Source organism: Pseudomonas simiae (assembly GCF_000934565.1).
Lineage (GTDB): Bacteria > Pseudomonadota > Gammaproteobacteria > Pseudomonadales > Pseudomonadaceae > Aquipseudomonas > Aquipseudomonas simiae.
Genome location: NZ_CP010896.1, coordinates 2,198,395 through 2,217,206, shown reverse-complemented (window position 1 = coordinate 2,217,206; position 18,812 = coordinate 2,198,395). Strand labels below are relative to the sequence as shown.

Genomic DNA, 18,812 nt, shown 5'->3' with positions numbered 1-18,812 from the left:
TTCAGATCAGATGATTGCGCTGGGCGAACTTGGACAGGTGCACCACCGAAGACATGCGCAGCTTCTCCTTGAGTCGCGTCTTGTAGGTGCTGATGGTTTTGTGGCTCAACAGCATATCCTCGGCGATTTCCTTATTCGTCAGGCCTGTGGCCAGTCTTTGCAGCACCGTCACTTCGCGGTCCGACAGCGAATTGACCAGCTCTTGCTCAGTGGTCTGCAAATCGTCACGGCGCACTGAACTGGTGGCCACGCTGGGGAAGCAGCTGTAGCCGGACCGGATCGCCCTGATCGCCTTTTGCAACTCGTCCAGTTCACCCGTCTTGGCCACAAAGCCCATGGCCCCGGCGCGCATGCAGCGGGTGGAGAAGAACACGGCCAGATAGGAGGTCAGCACCAGGATCTTGCAAGGCAGTTCCAGCGCCTTGATCCGGCTGATCACCTCCAATCCGCCAAGCTTGGGCATGGCCAGGTCGAGAATGATCAGATCCGGGCGCCGCTCACGCGCCAGCTGCATGGCATCGGCACCATTGCCCGCTTCATAGATTTCATCGAAGCCTTCTTGCTTCAACAGGTACTTCACGGTGGCGCGGATAAAAGGGTGATCATCCACAATTAAAGCTTTGCTCATAAGACTCCCCGAGGGATCAGTACGCTTACATATCACACGGGACCTATCTACCTGTGAAAAGTAACAGTTCCGACAAACGGTGCTGATAACTCTGCATGACACTACAGGTAGTAAAGACCCCTCCTTTTGATAAATCACGGTCAATACGTTGAGCTGCGCCTTGGTTCCTGAGGCGCAAGGGCGCAACCTTAACAACGGCGCGGCTTATCAAATGAAGGGATAATCTCGATTGATTGTAGGACTTTTCCTCGCAGTAGCTTAGTCCGCTTTGCACGGGATAACGCCTGACGGCCGGGAACTACTCGGTGGTACTCGGGCTCCAGAATGCCTGCACCACCAGGGTCGACATCGAGATTCGCGCTACCAGCGCATCCAGTTCGTCACCGTCCACCGACGTGACGGCCAGGGTCGCTTCGATCTCCACTTCTTCCGTGCCGAAGGGGCGCACGTCCACGTCGCTGGCCGGGTAGTTGCAACGTGCCAGCTCTGCTTCCAGCAAGGCCAGCACGGCTTTCTGCTGGGTACGCCGGGCGATCACATACAGGATGTTGGTGACCTCTGCCGATACCACGTCCAATGGTTGACGGTTGATGTTGTTGACGATCGGGCGCAGCAAGGTGTTGGCGGCCAGCACAAACAGCGTGCCCAGCAGCGCTTCGAGGACCAGGTCGGCACCCGCGCAGGCCCCCACTGCCGCCGATGCCCAGAGGGTGGCCGCCGTGTTGAGCCCACGCACGTTGCCCTCCTCCCGCATGATGACACCGGCACCGAGAAAACCGATGCCCGAGACCACGTAGGCCACCACCCGCACCGCGCCTTCCGCGCCACCGAGCCGGCTGGCCATGTCGACGAAGATCGCCGCGCCCACCGCCACCAGCACGTTGGTACGCAGGCCCGCCGTGCGCTGGCGGTACTGACGCTCGAAGCCGATCAAGCCGCCGAGGACAAAGGCCGCAGTGAGGCTGACCAGGGTGTCGACCAGGGATTCGAGGTTGATGTTGTTGATTGCTTGCATAGGACATCCTCCCTGCTTATTGCCAGCCAAACTATTGCCAGCCAAACTTACGGATGTAGTAGCCCTTCACCGCCTGGGTCAGCGCCATGTACGCCAGCAGGATCACCGGCAGGAATACGAAGTACAGCGACGGCAGCGCCTGCAACTTGAAGTAATGCGCCAGCGGCCCCATCGGCAGGAAAATGCCCACCGCCATGATCACGCCGGTCATCACCATCAACGGCATCGCGGCACGGCTTTGCAGGAACGGAATTTTCGGGGTGCGGATCATGTGCACGATCAGCGTCTGGGTCAGCAGCCCCACCACAAACCAGCCGGACTGGAACAGGGTCTGGTGATCGGGGGTATTGGCGTCGAAGACATACCACATGAGTGCGAACGTGGTGATGTCAAAGATCGAGCTGATCGGCCCGAAAAACAGCATGAAACGGCCGACATCTCCCGGCTGCCAGCGTTGAGGTTTGCTGAGCATTTGCGCGTCGACGTTATCGAACGGTATCGCGATCTGCGAAATGTCATACAGCAGGTTCTGCACCAGCAGATGCATCGGCAACATCGGCAAAAACGGGATGAACGCACTGGCCACCAGCACCGAAAACACGTTGCCGAAGTTGGAGCTGGCAGTCATCTTGATGTACTTGAGCATGTTGGCGAAGGTGCGCCGGCCTTCCAGCACGCCCTCCTCCAGAATCATCAGGCTCTTTTCCAGCAGGATGATGTCGGCGGCTTCCTTGGCGATATCCACCGCGCTGTCCACCGAAATGCCGATATCAGCAGTACGCAGCGCCGGGGCGTCGTTGATGCCATCGCCCATGAAACCCACCACATGCCCGTTGGCCTTGAGCAAGCGCACGATGCGTTCCTTGTGGCTCGGGGTCAGCTTGGCGAACACATTGGTGGTTTCCACGGCCTTGGCCAGTTCGGCGTCGGTCATGGCCTCGATGTCGTTGCCCATCAGCAGGCCCTGTTGCTCCAGGCCCACTTCGCGGCAGATCTTGGCAGTGACCAACTCGTTATCACCGGTCAGCACTTTCACTGCAACGCCGTGGGCTTTGAGCGCCTTGAGCGCAGGCGCGGTGCTTTCCTTGGGGGGGTCGAGGAAGGCGACGTAGCCGATCAGCGTGAGGTTGTTCTCATCCGCCAGGCTATAGGTGTCGCGACCCGGTGCCATCGGCTGCGCGGCCACGGCGACCACGCGCAGGCCTTCTTCGTTGAACGCGGCAGTGACCTGGCGGATGCGCGCCAGCAGGTCTTCGGTCAACGCTTCATTGACGTCGCCATGGCGCACGTTGTTGCACACCGACAAAATCTCTTCCACCGCGCCCTTGCAGATCAACAGGTGCGGCTGGCCTTGCTCAGCGACCACGACGGACATGCGGCGACGATTGAAATCGAACGGGATCTCATCGACCTTCTGGAACGCCGTGCCGACTTTCAGCTCGCGATGCACCTCCACATGCTCCAGCACCGCCACGTCCAGCAAGTTTTTCAAGCCCGTCTGGTAGTAGCTGTTGAGGTAGGCCATTTCCAGCACATCGTCGGACTCTTCACCCCACACGTCCACATGGCGCGCCAGGAAAATCTTGTCCTGGGTCAGGGTGCCGGTCTTGTCGGTGCACAGCACATCCATGGCGCCGAAGTTCTGGATCGCATCCAGGCGCTTGACGATGACTTTTTTGCGCGACAGAAACACCGCCCCCTTGGCCAGGGTGGACGTGACGATCATCGGCAGCATTTCCGGGGTCAAGCCCACGGCAATCGACAGCGCGAACAGCAGTGCTTCGGTCCAGTCGCCCTTGGTGAAACCGTTGATGAACAGCACCAATGGCGCCATCACAAACATGAAGCGGATCAGCAACCAGCTGACCTTGTTGACGCCGTGCTGGAACGAGGTGGTCGCACGGTCAGTCGCGGTCACACGCTGGGCCAAGGCACCGAAATAGGTGCTGTTGCCGGTGGTCAGGATCACCGCCGTCGCCGCCCCGGACACCACGTTGGTGCCCATGAACAGGATGTTCTCCAAGTCCAGCGGGTTGCGGGTCTGGGTGTCCTGCTGCTGGGCGAACTTCTCCACCGGCATCGACTCACCGGTCATCGCCGCCTGGCTGACGAACAGGTCCTTGGCGCTGAGTACTCGGCAATCGGCAGGGATCATGTCCCCGGCCGACAGCACGATCAGGTCACCCGGCACCAATTGCTTGATCGGCAATTCGATGCGCTTGGCTTCATCGCGGCGTAACACCGTGGCGGTGTTGCTCACCATGGCTTTCAGCGCATCGGCGGCCTTGTTGGACTTGGCCTCCTGCCAGAAACGCAGCAGCGTCGACAGCACCACCATGGAGAAAATCACCGTGGCGGCCTTCATGTCTTCGGTCAGCCAGGAGATCACCGCCAGCAAGGTCAGCAACAGGTTGAACGGGTTTTTGTAGCAGTGCCACAGGTGCACCCACCCTGGCAGCGGCTGTTCGTGCTCGACTTCGTTGAGGCCGTATTGCACGCGCAGAGCGTCAGCTTCCTGGGTATTCAAACCCTCAGAGTGGCTGCCCAGCGTGCCGAGCAACTGCACCGCACTGCTGTTGGCGGAAACCACCAGGGTTTGCGCCAGTGTCGGCGGCACTTCGCGGCTGACGCTGGCGTCGGTCACGCTATCGAGCATCGCCAGGCGGCGGAAATGCCGGGCGATGTGCCGGGTCCGCAGGAAGCCGGCAAAGAACTCTTTCAACAGAGTCAAGTTCATGGTGTTACTCCTGCGCGAGGAAGAAACCGTCGTGCAGGTACCGCCGTCTGCACCGCGCCCGTTTTATAGGCACAGCCAGCGTGGCCCGCCTGCCGCAAAAGGCAGGCGCGTCCGTAGCATCCCGAGGTGAACCGGGTGCTGGTCAGCGTCGATGAGAGGGATTCGGGCAGGTGCCAGGACTGGCCGCTGCCGGGATGCCGCTTCTCGCTTTTAGTGGCGAGACAACGGCATCGGAAAAATGCGCGTTACCTTGCCAAGCCTGTGCCGGTTACCGAAACCGGCCGACTACTGTCACTCGAACAAGTACCCACTGAGGGTCTCCGCTATTGATGAAAACGCGCGAAGCTTACGCCCCGATGATGGGAGAGTAAACCGTAGGAAAGTGTCCGCATGGGGAATAAGAAAATTCTTCAGGATGGGTTCAGGAAGGCGCATCCACTTGATCCCGCTGAACCAACGCCAAGTAATCACCCACCTGCCCACCTGTCAGCGCCTTGACCTGAATCGATACCCGGTTCACCTGGCGGCCCAGGGTGATCCCCTCGCGGGTGCGTACCTGCACATAGCCAAGCTTTGGCCAGAAGCGCTCCGCCTTGGCGTTGCCGATGACCACTGTCAACCGCAACCAGTGAGCGCCATTGCGAACCGCCCAGACTTCAAGATCCCCATGCAGTTGCTGCGCCAGCCCAGTGCCATGCAAGCGTGCATCCACCAGCAACAGCCCGATATGCCACACGCCAACGGCCAGCAAGTCCGCCGCGATGTTCACCACCGCGACCAGCCGGTTTTCCACATCGCGGTAACCCAGCCAATACATCCGGCTGCATGCCCACCCTGCGGGCAACTGTCCCTGCAATTCTTCATGCGCTTCGGTCGCAGTGGCCGGCTCGCCGTTGACCGCAATGAAGTAATCCGGCGCCCGCTCGAAAAACCGCTGCAGCTCCTGCTCATCACTGCTGTCCAGCTCAACGACCTGAATGCCCGCGACAGAGCACCCCGGCAACAGCGGTGAGTCAACGTCCATGTTCACTCGCCCTCAATCGTCCCGCGTCAGTACTTCCAACAACTCAATCTCAAAACGCAGATTGCTGTTGGGCTTGATATGCGCGCCCATCGACCGCTCGCCATAGGCCAGATGCGCCGGCACGAACAGGGTACGTACACCGCCCACCTGCATGCCCATCAAGCCCAGGTCCCAGCCCTTGATCACGCGCCCAGTGCCGATCACACACTGGAACGGCTTGCCGCGCTCCCAGGAAGAATCGAACACCGTGCCGTCTTCCAGGGTGCCGGTGTATTGAGTGGTGATCAGCGCACCCTTCACCACGGTTTTGCCGGTGCCGGGGCGGATGTCGGTGATTCGGAGTTCTTCGGTGCTCATAGGGCGCTCGTTGACGGTACAAAAGGGTGGGTTTTCCCAGAATCGGGTGGGTTTGGCAAGTGTGAAGGTGGAACCGTCGCTGGAGGGCATGCACTCGAGTTAACGCGGTGTCGTTCAGGGGAGAGAGAGCATGCACCCCCACAATTCACTTAGTCGCTTGCACTGCCCCTACTAAAAAAAACGACTTCCCCTTACAAAAAACCAACTCCAGCCTATTTCTGGCTAGCAGCGCTCACATCCATTCTGTTCAGAGTCCGTTAACTCTGAACAGGGAACATCAGAATGACCATCGGCTCCAACTTCAATTACCCCGCAGATTCCGCCCAACACCATCACCGACAAAAGCGCTCCGGCAAGAGCAAATGGACAGCTCGGTTTCCTAACCCACCGGACTTATGTTTTGACTACCGCACCTTGGTTGAGCACGTCAACGGTATTGCCCAAGCCACCGAGCCGCATCATAAAATATGCATTATTGGCGCGGGCATTACGGGCCTAACAACTGCACGTGAACTTCACCGCTGCGGTTTCACAAACATCACCTTAATTGAAAAATCCAAGCGCATTGGCGGCAGGCACCTTACCGCTCTTGGGAATAACGGTACCCACTCGGTTGGCAGACCGCCTTTCGAGATGGGTGCAATGAGAATGCCGTTCTTCAATAAATCAGACGAACCGCCTAAAGATGGGCGTTCCCTCATGGCCTATTACGCCAACGCATTCGAATTGCGCCACACAGACTTCCCCAATCCAGGCAGCCCCGCGGTCCGATCCACAGGTATATTTCTACGAGAAGGAAGCATAGATGACAACACAGAACCCACCATGCTTATTTGGAAAAACACTGATGGAAAAACACCGCCTCCTGGTCAAACTCTGGGCAATGTTTTCGCAAAATGGAAGGCCTTCGCCGAGCGAATGACGTTGATCGTCTCTGAGCATTACGGCGCTGAAGGCTGGGAAAACATGTGGCATTTAATAGTCAACAAATATGAAGGCATTTCATTCCGCAACTTGGTAAAAATGCCAAGCATCGATAGCTGGCACCCAAGTGACCCTGGGAACTTCGGTGGGATGGGCATGACTGCACAGGAATCCGCTGTTTTCTACTCCATCGGTATCGGTGATGGCAGCTGGGGAGCATTTTATGACGTATGCTCGCTTTACCCCCTGCGCACGGCGATATTTGGATTCAGCAGTCATCTGCAACTCATCCACGGACGCGTAAACGCGGACGGCACACCGATGGCATCGCCTTACTTGAATCATTCCGAGACCTTGGATTCGAGAGGCCTTGCGTTCAACAAACCAAACTACGTCGGCCTAGGTTCTCTGGCCGAATCCCTACTCTTCATCAAACCCCAAGAAACGCATGAGTCTCTATACGAGCACCTCATAAAAAGTCAGTCAGGCTTCATGACCAGTAGTGCAGTGACAAAGATCAAGAAATTAAAAAGCGGGAAAATACGGGTCTATTACGACTGGAACATCACACAAAAACAAAAGACCAAAAAAGAATTCCTCGATTACGATTCTGTGGTGATGACACTACCTTCATGGTTGATCGAAACGCAAATATCCATTGAAAACTTCAGCCAGGAAGTGCTTCCATTTGAAGTCACAGAAGCCTATAAAACGGCCCATTGGGAAACCAGTTGCAAAGTGTACGCGCCTCTCAAAAAATCATTTCTCTCCGACAATAAAAAAATCCCTCAAGCCATCGTGACGGATAGCTTGGTTCATGACGTATATACCTACCGTTATAACCCTACCGATACTTACGACTGCATCCTTCTCAGCTACACATGGGAAGATGATGCCATAAAGCTATCGGTGTTCACCGATGAAGAACTCGTTGACAGATGTATTGAGGACCTCGACAGAATTCTTTTGAAATCTACCAACATACAAGAAAAAATATCACCTTATATCGGACGTAATCACGCGGTGGTTCAACGGTGGATGAATGATAAAAATTCGCTTGGCTGCGCAAAACTTTACCGTGCAGGTACTTATTACGACGCAATGAAACTACTGAAATACAATCGAGACTTTTCTCACAAGTCAGGTTTGTACCTCTGCGGTGAATCCTTCTCCGTAGATTCGGGCTGGACAGAGCCCTGCTTCAGGGGAGCAATTGATACCGTGATAGCCATTTGTAATAGAACCCAAGCCAATTTCAACGGAGGCTTTACCATGCATGACTACCCAATCTACAAAGCCGAACCATAAAAGAAAGAGACTACAACTCAAGGGGAATCACCTGACTTTCAATTAAACATTCGGTCGCCTCTTATAAACGCCCAACCGACTCCCGGTTGTATAACAATAAGAGGTCACCGCCATGAGCGAACCAGCAAGCCCCGCCCGCGTAGCAGTCATCCAACTGGACCCTCAGGTTGGCATGAACAACCGGTCCAGCAACCTGCATCAAAGTCTTGCACTGGCGACCGAAGCTGCAAACGGTGGAGCCAACCTGATCGTACTGCCCGAGCTCACCAATTGCGGGTATTTCTTCAGCAGTCGCCAGGATGCCTTTGATCATGCCGAGCTGATTCCAGGCGGCGAAAGTGTGCGGGCATGGATAGATTTTGCCTGCAAACACCAGGTGTACCTGGTGACAGGCCTGTGTGAAATAGACGGTATGCAGTTGTTCAACACAGCTGTGCTGCTAGGTCCCGACGGGTTCATCGGCAAATACCGCAAGGCACATCTATGGAACCTGGAAAAACTCTGGTTCACTCCGGGTGATACCGGATTTCCAGTATTTGAAACACCGATAGGCCGTATTGGCTTGCTGATTTGTTGGGATATCTGGTTCCCGGAGGTGCCACGTATTCTCAGCCAGCAGGGCGCCGATATTATTTGCAGCCTGAACAATTGGGTATGGACGCCACCGCCGCTATTCGATGAGGCAGGCAAATGCATGGCGTCGTACCTGACGATGACCGCCGCCCACGTCAATAACGTGTTTATCGCTGCCGCCAGCCGCATCGGCGAAGAGCGTGAAGCGCGTTACCTCGGATGCTCGTTGATTGCCGGAACCAACGGCTGGCCGATTGGCGCGGTAGCTTCAGCCAATCGCCAGGAAATCCTGTTCGCCGACATTGATATCACCAGCGCCCGCAGTGCTCCGATCTGGAACAGCCTCAATGACCTGCAGCGTGATCGACGCATTGATCTCTACGATCAAATGCTCGGCTACTCCCGACACCCTGCCCTTCCACGCTGATCGGAGGGCGCTATATGAAAACCTTCATTACCGAAACGAGGGCCCGCCGGTCCAGGGTAGATCTCACCGTCCTGATGTTGGGGTTTGCCAGCATGGTACTGGTGCTCTGGGTGGCGCTCAGCAATCAATGGTCATGGCCGGGCTACGCCGAAATGGTTGCAAGCCTGCCCCATCCTGTTGCCTGGCTTCGATGGATAGTCGGGGATATCAGCGAAGTAGCCTTCTATAAGCACGAATTGGCATCACTCGGTTTGTTGAGCGGCGCCTACCTGGCATGGTGGGCGAGCAAGCACGGTAAAGCCTGGCAAGGATTTTCTATTTCCTACGGAACAGGGCTATGGCCTTGGCTGGTGACAAGTTCACTGCTGGGGCTAATGCTGAGTAATCTTCTGTGGGGCTGGAGCGTCACTGCACAGACCTGGCAGCCAACGTTTGCGGCATTCGTCTCGTTACCGGCAGCCATGGTGCTGATGTTCGGCGGTGGCTGGAAAGTTGCTGTAAACGGTGCTGTATTGGGCGCATTGCTGGTGACACCCATTTGCATGCTGATCGTGAACTTCGTATGCGTTCCACTGGGTCTTCCAGTGGTGATCGGCAACGTGGTGGGCATGGCGATCGGCAGTGTCATTGCGTTTGTACTGTGTCGTCGAGTGCCGTCGTTGGTGAGTTCTGACTACATAGCCCCCGCCAAGCCAGCACCCGCCAGACCGGCCACTTACGGTATTGTTTGGGGCCTGCGTCGGGTGCTGGCAGATTTTTCCGAAGCGCCTTTTTTCGGCAACGAGCTCGCCAGTCTCGGGTTGCTGGCAGGTGTGCTGGTGGCCTATGCACTGAACCCGATCAGCCCGGCGTATGGATCAGGCCTGGTCTTGCCCCTGCTGGCGGCCCAAGCGTTGACATCGGCGTTGGGCGTCGCGATCTGGCGAAAACAGTGGATGAAACGAGGCTGGTATCCGACCTACGTTCCGCTGGTCTCTGTAGTCCCGGCGGCTGTATTGACCCATGGTGGCAGTTGGACAGTCATCGCTTCAAGTGCACTGCTCGGGGCGCTGATCGCTCCGCCACTGGCCTCTGCGATTGCGGGGCGCTTGCCCGTACACTTTCATCCGTATATAGGCAATGTCACTTCCATGGCGTTGAGTACGTTGATGATAGTGCCTCTGGTAGGCTGGTTGATCAAGATGTAGATCCTCCCCCACGCTGCACTATTCATGCAGCGTGGGAACAGCGTTTACCCTCTTACAACCACCGCCAAAACCGACTCCAAAACCCCCGCCCCAAATCATCCTTGCACCGCGCATATTGCGCCGCATACATCTGCGAACGCGCCTGTACCTTGCTGGCCACTGGCGGCAACCACGCCTTCGCGGCATAGGTGCGCTGGCGGTAGCCGCCCCAGCCTTCGTGGTAGTTCAGGTACTGGCCGTAAGCGTCGTATTTGTATACGCCGTTAACGGTGTAGGTCTTGTCCATGTACCAACCGACAAAGTCGATGGCGTCGTCGAAGTCCTGGCGGCTGGCGCCGCTGCGGCCAGTACTCTTGCGGTAGTCGTTCCACACCTCGTCCTTGGCCTGGGCGTAGCCGGCAGCGGTGGAAACGCGGCCCCAGGGGATGATCCACAACAGGTATTTGCGTGGGGCCAGGGCGTCCTGGTGGAAGCCGGACTCCTGATACATGATGGCGAACGGCACCTGGATCGGCACGCCCCAGCGTTTTTGCGTGACTTTGGCGGCGTCGTACCAGTCGTCCTTTTCGCGGAAGATACCGCAGAGGTCATTGGGCGTGCGTGGCGGCGAGGTGCCGCACGCCGCCAGCATGGATGTGAGTAATAACAGTCCGACAGCTTTGCCTGCACTCAAGGGGCACCTTTGCGGGATACGCGTAAAAGGCCGGCATTTTACCCATTCATTGAGGTTGATGCCGACCTGTCATCCGCACCTGCCCAACTGATCCAGCAACCGGATGGCTGCCGACGCTGGCAGGTTTGATGCCGGCGAAAAGCAGCGTCCTTGCTGCACACGCCGTTAAGCCAACGGCACTCGACGCGTGGTCAGGGCCATGCGTCCCACAAAGAAACTCAGCGCTGCGCCCAGCAGCAACATAGCCAAGGTGCTCCAAGCCGCACGGGAGAGTTGTTGAGCCGCCACTTCACCGGCTTCACGGGCTTTCTGCTCGGCCTGCTGCTTCAACTCATCGACCTTTTGCATGGCTTGTTGGTAAGCCTGGGCATAGTTGTCGACGATCTGCGTGGCCTCTGCCTTGCTCTTACCGGTGCGGGCAGCAACGATGTTGACCAACGCGTCTTTATCCGCAGCATTCAACGCAGGCTCACCAGACGCTTTGACACGCTCGAACCATTGCTTCAACTGATCGCCCGCCTGGGCCGGGTTGATCGCAGCGTCGGTGGCGGTCTGTTTGCCATCGGCGGCGGCCTGATCGGATTTCTGTTCGACGTTGGCCGGGTCCAGCTCAGGCTTGCCGCTTTGCTTGAGCAAGGTGTCGAGTTCACCTTGCAGGCTGTTCCAATCCAGCTGGATGCCCTGCTCGTTCAGTTGCTGCTTGACGCTGTCGCCAATGCCCGGCGCTGCCGCCGCGATGCCGCTTCCGGCTGCCGACAGGCCCTTGCCCACCACATTACCGGCGGTGCCGACGACACTGGCGGCCAGCCCGGCCAGCAGCCAAGTAGTGAGCAAGGTGGTCAGGGTCCAGGTGAGCACGCCGTGCAGGCCGCCACGATCCGGGGCGGTCCGCCCAGCCACAAAGGCCCCCACGCCGATTGCCACCAGCGTCGAGACGAACAGCCAGATCCCCGCGCCCGTGCCAAAACCGCTGAGCGGGTTGCCCGCCTTCATCGGGTCGACAGCGCTGGCACCGATGGCCGTTCCCAGCACACTCAGCACCAGGTAGGTCACCAGCGCAATTGCACTACCGGCCAGCACGGAACTCCAGGACACGCGAAACAGCGAACGGTTGGCTTCATAGACAGTGGTCATGTTCGATCCTTTTACAGTGATTGACCATTTCAGTCTGGCGAGCCTGCGGCTTGCCGTCCCCGCTCAAATGCACCAGGTCATCTAGTGCATTCGTACCCCGTATTGCGGATTTTCTTTGCACTATCCTGAGGTGCGGATGTCGTACTTTCCATGCGCCCAAAACCCCGGAGATCTCATGACCCAGGACGTTCTAGCCAAAGAAACCAACCGTCGCCAACTGCAGCAGATCATCTCCGGGCTGTCCGACGGTGTGATTCTGGCCGAGATGGATCAAACTATTCTCTGGGCCAACGAAGCAGCCCTCGCCATGCATGGTGTGGGCGACGTGATGGGGCTAGGGGCCGATGGCCAGCAATATGCCAAGCGCTTCGCCCTGCGCTACCGCAACAACCACCCAATACAGCCAGAAAACTACCCGTTGGCCCGAGCGGCCGCAGGCGATGAATTCAGCGACGTGGTGGTGGAAGTCACGCCCACTGCCGATGAAGAGAAAACCTGGGTCCACCGCCTGCGCAGCCTGGTGATCACCGACTCCCGTGGCGAGCCTGAATTACTGGTACTGATCCTCAGCGACGCCACCGAATGGGCCAGCGCCGAACAGCGCTTCGAAAAAACCTTCAACGCCAACCCGGCGCCGGCGGTGATCTGTCGCCTGAGTGACTTGCGTTACATCAAGGTCAACCAGGGTTTCCTGGAAATGACCGGCTACAACCGCGACCAGGTCATCGGTAAATCCGTCTATGAGCTGGATGTGCTGGAACAGGCCGAACGCAAGGACCTGGCCATCCAGCGCCTGGGTGAAGGCGCCACCATCCCGCAGATGCAGGCCGAGCTGCGTTTGCCTGAGGGCGGCAGCAAATTGGTGATTGTTGCCGGTCAGCCTTTGGACATGAACGAAGAAGACTGCATGCTGTTTTCGTTCATGGATCTGGAGCCGCGGCGCAAAGCAGAAATCGCGCTGCGCCAGAGTGAGGAGCGCTTCGCCAAATCCTTCCGCCTGACGCCCGTTCCGACCCTGGTGTGCAGCGCCAGCAACCGCCAGGTAGTGGATATCAACGAAGCCTTCATGAGCATCACCGGCTACACCAGCGAAGAGCTGATCGGCAAGTCCATCGAAGACATCAGCTTTATCGACAGCCCCCAGGCGGGCGCGCAGTTGTTCACCACCCTGGAAAAAGCCGGCAACCTCGACGGCCAGGACCTCAAGGTGCGCAAGAAAGGCAATGAGGTGATCGACTGCGTGGTGTCCGCCGACACCGTGATCATTGAGGACGTGCCGTGCTACCTATTGGTGATGATGAACATCACCGAACGCAAACGCTCCGAGCTGGAGCTGGTGGCGGCCATCGAGGAAGTGATGCAGGACGCCTCGTGGTTCAGCCAGACGCTGATCGAAAAACTCGCCAACGCCAAAAGCGTCAACAGCCCCAACAAGCCGAATATCGCCTACACCGACCTCACCGCCCGTGAGCGTGACGTGCTCGGCCTGATCTGTGAGGGCCTGGCCGACAAAGAGATCGCCTCACGCCTGACACTGGCGCCCAATACCGTGCGTAACCATGTGGCCACGGTGTATTCGAAATTGGGCGTGCACAGCCGCAGCGCGGCCATCGTTTGGGCCCGTGAGCGCGGGCTGTTTGCCGGGGAATTGCGTGTTAAGAAGTAGGCCATGAAAGTGCAAATGCACTAGTGTGGCTAGTGCGAATTCGCCTTATTGCAACGCGAGGCGCGCCCTACCCTTCAGGGAACGAACATTTTGCCCTGAAGGAACTTGCATGTTTACCCTCTCGCAACTGCGAAATTGCATCGAAGAAGGCCTGTCGCCGCTGACGTGTGAGTTCACCCTGTGCAGGGACGCGTCGCTGACCCTCAAGGTCTACGACGCCGAAACCGGCCGGGTCGACCTGGTGGTGACCGGGATCAGCACCAATCGGCTGCAAACCCCGCAAGAAGTCGAAAAGATGGTGGAAGAGTTGCGGTACGAACTGCACAGCAACACCATGGGCAAGCTCACGCTGGATGATTTGCCTTTAACGACGCCCCGATGAAATAGAACACCCCGCCCCCGACAATGAACGCTCCCAGCATGTAAAACATGTAGTGGGCCGGTAGGCTGGCCAGCACTAGCCCACACAGCACCGGCCCCAGAGCCGCCCCCAGGTTGGACAGATTCTGCGCCCCGTAGTACATGCCGCGCAGGTGGTCCGGGGCAATTCGGTCGATAAACATGTACTCGGCCGGAAACACAATGATCTCCCCCACCGTGAACACCGCCATCGCCAGCACCCACCACAACACACTGGTGGACAGCGCGAATCCGACGATTCCCAACATGAACATGCCCAGACCCGCGATCAGCCACTGGCCCAGGTAGCGGTGCGAAATACGCCGCCCGATCACGTATTGCAGGGCAATCACCAACACCGCGTTGGTGGTCAGCACAGCGCTGACCACGGTGTAGGTGTATTCGGCGGTGGTGGTGGTCACCAGGTATTGCGACAGCCACGCGGTGAACTGACCGAACACCACGGCGCTGAGCACGCCGCCTAGGGTGAAGCAGACTAGGCGATGATCCCTTAACAACACCCGGCCGACGGCAAGGAACGGCACTGGCTTTTGCGTGGCATCCACGGTCGTCAGAGTACGGTCGCCCCAGCGCCAGTACAGCAGGAAAAAACTCACCCCCAGCAGCGCCGAAAGGATGAACGGCAAGCTGATATCCAGCTTGGCAATCATCGCCCCGAAAAAAGGCCCTACGGCATAGCCAATATTGGTCAGGGTGTACTTGATGGAAAACACTTCGCTACGTGCATCTTCGGGCAACAGGCTGGCGAAGCCGGCTTTGACGGCGATATCGATTACCGCGTAAGCCAGGTTGATCAGGATCAGGCAGCTGTAGAACGCCCAGATATTCCGCGCCAGCACGGTGCCGATGAAGCCCAGCACAAACAACACGCTGAAGGCCAGCAGCAACCGATAACTGTTGATACGGTCGACCAGAAACCCGCCATACACGCTGAGCAGCGAGCCGACGATCAGCGAACTGCCGATCACCAGACCGACCTGTGTGATATCGAGGGCGAAGTGACTGGTGAGGTAAATCACCAGGTACGGAAACGTGATTGCCTTGGCCAGCGTGAGCAGCAACGTGGCGGACAGCAGCAGGTTAACGGTGCGGGGGTAGTTTCTTATTGTGGCAAGCATCCTGCTCTCTTTCCTTGAAGGTAACGCGGACTTTTCAGCCGGTTACCTTAACTCAAGAACAGGGCAGAAATGCAAGGTCATTTCTTGACGGGCGTGATCTCAAGGATGGTGCCGTTGGTGGTCTTGAGCAGCACGAATTTATCGCCCACCCGCGCCCACTGGCTGTCTTCTTCAGGCTGTTTGAGTCCGCGTTTTTTCCAGTCGCTGACAGCCGACTCCTTGCGCATCAGGATATCAGGCGCACGGTCGCCTTCTTTCAGGTCGCGGGTGTTGATATTCGAAGGTTGCACGGTTTCCTGAGGGGTATCACCGGCCTGCACGACGAAGCTGGCGGTGGACAGGCTGGTGGCGACCAGCAGGCAGGCGAGTAGGGATCTGGACTTCATGGGTGCTCCTTCAATGAATGGTGCGTACCCAACTTCGGACCGCTAGCGCGCATGATCATTCAATCAAGCCTCACACCCAACCGCTTGAAGGACGTCATTGCCTGCGTGAAATAAATCCTGTAATTTTTCATGAAATTTATCGAAATATATTTCATGACCCCACAAGAAGAACTCGCCACCCTCGCCGCGCTGATCCACGACCTGCGCAAGCACAAAAAGCTTACCCTCGCCCAGCTCGCGCAAAAAATCGAGCGCTCGGTGGGTTTCCTGTCCCAGGTCGAGCGCGGCCTGTCACGCCCGACGGTGGCGGACCTCACCGCCATCAGCCACGCGCTCGATGTCCCGACCACCTACTTCTACAGCCAGCCCAAGCCCAAGGCCGTGGACTGGATCACGCGCCCCAACGAGCGGCGCACGGTGTATTACGCCAATGGCATCACCGACATCCTCGTCTCGCCGAGCATGAACGGCGCCTTTTCGATGCTCGACAGCCTGTTGGCGCCCGGTGCCAACAGCGGCGAACAAACCATGAGCGACCGCGCCGAGCAGGCCGGTTTTGTGCTGGAGGGCGAGTTGACGCTGTGGGTAGAGGGTGAGGCCGACTCCGTCACCCTCGGCCCCGGCGACAGCTTTCACCTGGCCAGCTTTGCCCATTGCCGCTACGCCAATCTGACCGACCTGCCCGCCCGCGTGTTGTGGGTTTACAACTAGGAGCTGCACCCGTGAAAAGCCATGCCTCCACGTTACTGGCCGAAGTCCGGACCTTTCGCCAGAACCATCCCGACGTGCGTTATGTCGACCTGATCGCCCTGGACATTCCCGGGCATTTCTACGGCAAGCGTTATCCCATCGAGATGCTGGAAAAAGTCGCCGCCGGCAGCCCGTTGAAGCTACCGCAAAACGCCGTGCTGCTGGGGGTCCAGGGCGGGCTGTTCAAGATTGGCGACTATTGCTTCAACGACGGCGACCCGGATGCCAACCGCCGCTTGGTGCCGGGCACGCTCAAGCCGGTGAGTTGGGAATCGCAGCCATTGGGTCAGATGCTGATCACATCAGACGGCACCGAAGCGCCCATCGAATTCGAACCCCGTGAAGTGCTGGCCAAAGTGCTGGAGCGCCTGCAGCACAAGGGTATTCACCCGGTGGTGGCGTTCGAGCTGGAGTTTTATCTGTTCGACAAAAAACTCGACAACGGGCTGCCGCAATTTGCTCGCGACCCACTGAGCGATGACGCCGACGACCAGCCCAACCTGCATATCGAACGGCTGTCGCGCTTCAGTGAAGTGCTGGACGACATGGCGCAAACCGCCAAGGACCAGGGCGTAGACATTACGGTGATAACCGCTGAAATCGGACCCGGTCAGTTTGAGATCAACTTCGGTCACCTCGACGATGGAATGCGCGCCGCCGACTGGGCCGCCCTGTTCTGCCGCAGCACCCGGGGCGTGGCGCTCAAGCACGGTTACCGCGCCAGCTTCATGGCCAAGCCCTACCTGCAATACCCCGGCAGCGGCATGCACGTGCATGTCAGCCTGTATGACGGCGCGGGCAATAACCTGCTGGCAGCGCACCAGCAGCAACCGTTGCGCCATGCCGTGGCCGGTTGCCTGGAATTGTTGCCCCACTGCATGCCGATCTTCTCGCCCAACCACAACGCCTTCCGCCGCCTGGGCGCTACGGTCAACGCCGCCACCCGTGCGAGCTGGGGTTTTGAAGACCGCGACGCGTGCGTGCGCATCCCCGAGTCCGACCCACGCAACCTGCGCATCGAGCATCGCCTGGCCAGTGCCGATGCCAACCCGTATCTGGTGCTGGCGGCGATCCTCGTCGGCCTAGAGCACGGCCTGGAAACCAAGCACGAACCCATCGCCCCGCTGAACGAGGACCGCAGCAGCGGCACTGACTTCCCCCTGGAAATGCTTGACGCCGTGCGCGCCATGCAGCATCAACCGGTATTGCGCGATAAGCTGGGCGCCGAATTTGTCGACGTGTACTGCGAAAACAAACGCCAGGACCATCTGGCCTTCCAACAAGAGATCCACGCGCGGGAATACCGCTGGTTTCTCTAACCGCCACTGGAATCACCGATGACCGACCAAAGCGCCCCGGCCCTCAAGGACATCTTCAACGTCGAACGCCTGCAACACATCGCCAATGAGATGACGGCGGTGTACCCGGCGTTCGACGCCAAGGGCTTCCTCAAGCACGCCAAGGCCGGGTTGGCCGAGTTGTCGGTGATGCAGCGCATGGCGCGGGTCAGCGAGAGTCTGTACGCGGTGATCCCGCTGGACTATCCGCAGACCCTCAAGGTGCTTTACGCGCTGGCCCCGCGCCTGAACAGCGCGTTTGTCAGCCTGTTCCTGCCGCATTTCGTGGCGAGTTACGGGCTGGATGACTTCAAGCGCTCCATGGCCGCGCTCAAGTACTTCACCACCTTTGGCTCCGCCGAATTCGCCATCCGCCACTTTTTGCTGCACGATTTCCCGCGCACGCTGGCGGTGATGCAAGCCTGGTCGCTGGATGACAACGAGCACGTGCGCCGCCTCGCCAGTGAAGGTTCAAGACCGCGCCTGCCGTGGTCATTCCGCCTGGCCCAGGTGCAGGCTGACCCTGAGCTGTGCGCGTTGATCCTCGACAACCTCAAGGCCGACAGCAGTCTCTACGTGCGCAAGTCCGTGGCCAACCACCTCAATGACATCACCAAGGATCATCCGGACTGGGTGCTCAGCCTGATCGAGGGCTGGAGCCTGGATAACCCTCATACCGCGTGGATCGCCCGCCATGCCTTGCGCAGCCTGATCAAGCAAGGCAACACCCGCGCGCTGACGATCATCGGCGCCGGCGCCAAGGCCGAGGTGCAGATCCACCACCTGCAGGTCACGCCAGCGGTGATCAACCTGGGCGAACGCATCAACCTCTCCTTCACCCTCGAATCTACGGCCGCCACGCCACAGAAGCTGGTGGTGGACTACGCCATCGACTACGTGAAAAGCGCCGGCCACAGTGCGGCGAAGGTGTTCAAGCTCAAGGCGTTTACCCTCGGCGCGGGCGAGTGTCACAGCCTGCGACGCGAGCAACATATCCGCGAGTTGACCACGCGTAAGCATTACCCCGGCAAACACTTGGTCCACGTGCTGATCAACGGAGAGAAGCTAGCCAGCGCCGACTTCGAACTGCGAGACGACTGACACAAATCAAAGAAAAGGCTCTAGAACGGGCCTTTCAGCCGTAATAA

Annotated in this window: 17 protein-coding genes; 8 read left to right on the top strand and 9 right to left on the bottom strand. The window is 58.4% G+C overall.

Annotated elements, in window-relative coordinates; genetic code table 11:
* Nucleotide 1: 1 nt before the first annotated feature.
* The 5 genes from PF1751_RS10175 to PF1751_RS10155 form a co-directional block, all read right to left on the bottom strand.
* On the bottom strand, nucleotides 2–628 hold the full coding sequence (locus PF1751_RS10175; protein ID WP_010211290.1) for a response regulator transcription factor: 627 nt from the start codon (nucleotides 626–628) through the stop codon (nucleotides 2–4).
* Between the two features lie 298 nt (nucleotides 629–926).
* Complete coding sequence (locus PF1751_RS10170; protein ID WP_010211291.1) at nucleotides 927–1,643, bottom strand: MgtC/SapB family protein; 717 nt, start codon at nucleotides 1,641–1,643, stop codon at nucleotides 927–929.
* A gap of 31 nt (nucleotides 1,644–1,674) precedes the next feature.
* The gene (gene mgtA, locus PF1751_RS10165; protein WP_044286968.1) at nucleotides 1,675–4,380 is read right to left on the bottom strand and encodes a magnesium-translocating P-type ATPase; all 2,706 of its coding nucleotides are present in this window, start codon (nucleotides 4,378–4,380) and stop codon (nucleotides 1,675–1,677) included.
* A gap of 421 nt (nucleotides 4,381–4,801) precedes the next feature.
* Nucleotides 4,802–5,404, bottom strand: coding sequence for a GNAT family N-acetyltransferase (locus PF1751_RS10160; RefSeq protein ID WP_042571496.1), 603 nt, complete (start codon nucleotides 5,402–5,404; stop codon nucleotides 4,802–4,804).
* A gap of 12 nt (nucleotides 5,405–5,416) precedes the next feature.
* Nucleotides 5,417–5,761, bottom strand: a complete 345-nt coding sequence (locus PF1751_RS10155; protein WP_010211294.1) for an FKBP-type peptidyl-prolyl cis-trans isomerase — start codon at nucleotides 5,759–5,761, stop codon at nucleotides 5,417–5,419.
* Nucleotides 5,762–6,043: 282 nt separating this feature from the next.
* Between PF1751_RS10155 and PF1751_RS10150 the strand changes: the two genes are divergently transcribed.
* The 3 genes from PF1751_RS10150 to PF1751_RS10140 all read left to right on the top strand — a co-directional run bounded on the left by PF1751_RS10150 (nucleotide 6,044) and on the right by PF1751_RS10140 (nucleotide 10,180).
* Nucleotides 6,044–7,993: a flavin monoamine oxidase family protein gene (locus tag PF1751_RS10150; protein WP_042571495.1), complete on the top strand. Its 1,950-nt coding sequence runs from the start codon at nucleotides 6,044–6,046 to the stop codon at nucleotides 7,991–7,993.
* 112 nt (nucleotides 7,994–8,105) lie between these two features.
* Nucleotides 8,106–8,993: a nitrilase family protein gene (locus PF1751_RS10145; RefSeq protein ID WP_042571494.1), complete on the top strand. Its 888-nt coding sequence runs from the start codon at nucleotides 8,106–8,108 to the stop codon at nucleotides 8,991–8,993.
* A gap of 14 nt (nucleotides 8,994–9,007) precedes the next feature.
* Nucleotides 9,008–10,180 (top strand): hypothetical protein, encoded by a 1,173-nt coding sequence (locus PF1751_RS10140; RefSeq protein ID WP_167337366.1) that lies wholly within the window; start codon nucleotides 9,008–9,010, stop codon nucleotides 10,178–10,180.
* 52 nt (nucleotides 10,181–10,232) lie between these two features.
* On the opposite strand, the gene PF1751_RS10135 is transcribed toward PF1751_RS10140, so the two are convergent.
* Both PF1751_RS10135 and PF1751_RS10130 read right to left on the bottom strand, forming a co-directional pair.
* Nucleotides 10,233–10,853 (bottom strand): transglycosylase SLT domain-containing protein, encoded by a 621-nt coding sequence (locus PF1751_RS10135; RefSeq protein ID WP_021493370.1) that lies wholly within the window; start codon nucleotides 10,851–10,853, stop codon nucleotides 10,233–10,235.
* 165 nt (nucleotides 10,854–11,018) lie between these two features.
* Entirely contained in the window at nucleotides 11,019–11,987 is a 969-nt protein-coding gene (locus PF1751_RS10130) for a hypothetical protein (protein WP_010211300.1), read from the bottom strand.
* Nucleotides 11,988–12,162: 175 nt separating this feature from the next.
* Between PF1751_RS10130 and PF1751_RS10125 the strand changes: the two genes are divergently transcribed.
* Together PF1751_RS10125 and PF1751_RS10120 are read left to right on the top strand one after the other, a co-directional pair.
* Nucleotides 12,163–13,653, top strand: a complete 1,491-nt coding sequence (locus tag PF1751_RS10125) for a PAS domain S-box protein (RefSeq protein WP_010211302.1) — start codon at nucleotides 12,163–12,165, stop codon at nucleotides 13,651–13,653.
* A 109-nt stretch (nucleotides 13,654–13,762) separates the two neighbouring features.
* Entirely contained in the window at nucleotides 13,763–14,035 is a 273-nt protein-coding gene (locus PF1751_RS10120; RefSeq protein ID WP_010211303.1) for a DUF1652 domain-containing protein, read from the top strand.
* Here PF1751_RS10120 and PF1751_RS10115 read toward each other — a convergent pair.
* Both PF1751_RS10115 and PF1751_RS10110 read right to left on the bottom strand, forming a co-directional pair.
* Nucleotides 13,998–15,191, bottom strand: a complete 1,194-nt coding sequence (locus tag PF1751_RS10115) for an MFS transporter (RefSeq protein WP_042571491.1) — start codon at nucleotides 15,189–15,191, stop codon at nucleotides 13,998–14,000. The genes PF1751_RS10120 and PF1751_RS10115 overlap by 38 nt on opposite strands.
* 77 nt (nucleotides 15,192–15,268) lie before the next feature.
* Nucleotides 15,269–15,577, bottom strand: a complete 309-nt coding sequence (locus PF1751_RS10110; protein WP_010211305.1) for an RcnB family protein — start codon at nucleotides 15,575–15,577, stop codon at nucleotides 15,269–15,271.
* A 153-nt stretch (nucleotides 15,578–15,730) separates the two neighbouring features.
* On the opposite strand from PF1751_RS10110, the gene PF1751_RS10105 reads away from it, so the two are divergent.
* From PF1751_RS10105 to PF1751_RS10095, 3 genes are read left to right on the top strand one after another with little or no spacing between them, the layout of a single operon-like run.
* The gene (locus PF1751_RS10105; RefSeq protein ID WP_010211306.1) at nucleotides 15,731–16,288 is read left to right on the top strand and encodes a helix-turn-helix domain-containing protein; all 558 of its coding nucleotides are present in this window, start codon (nucleotides 15,731–15,733) and stop codon (nucleotides 16,286–16,288) included.
* A gap of 11 nt (nucleotides 16,289–16,299) precedes the next feature.
* Nucleotides 16,300–17,646 (top strand): glutamine synthetase family protein, encoded by a 1,347-nt coding sequence (locus PF1751_RS10100; RefSeq protein ID WP_010211307.1) that lies wholly within the window; start codon nucleotides 16,300–16,302, stop codon nucleotides 17,644–17,646.
* An 18-nt stretch (nucleotides 17,647–17,664) separates the two neighbouring features.
* Nucleotides 17,665–18,765, top strand: coding sequence for a DNA alkylation repair protein (locus PF1751_RS10095; RefSeq protein WP_044286967.1), 1,101 nt, complete (start codon nucleotides 17,665–17,667; stop codon nucleotides 18,763–18,765).
* The last annotated feature ends 47 nt before the right edge of the window (nucleotides 18,766–18,812 follow it).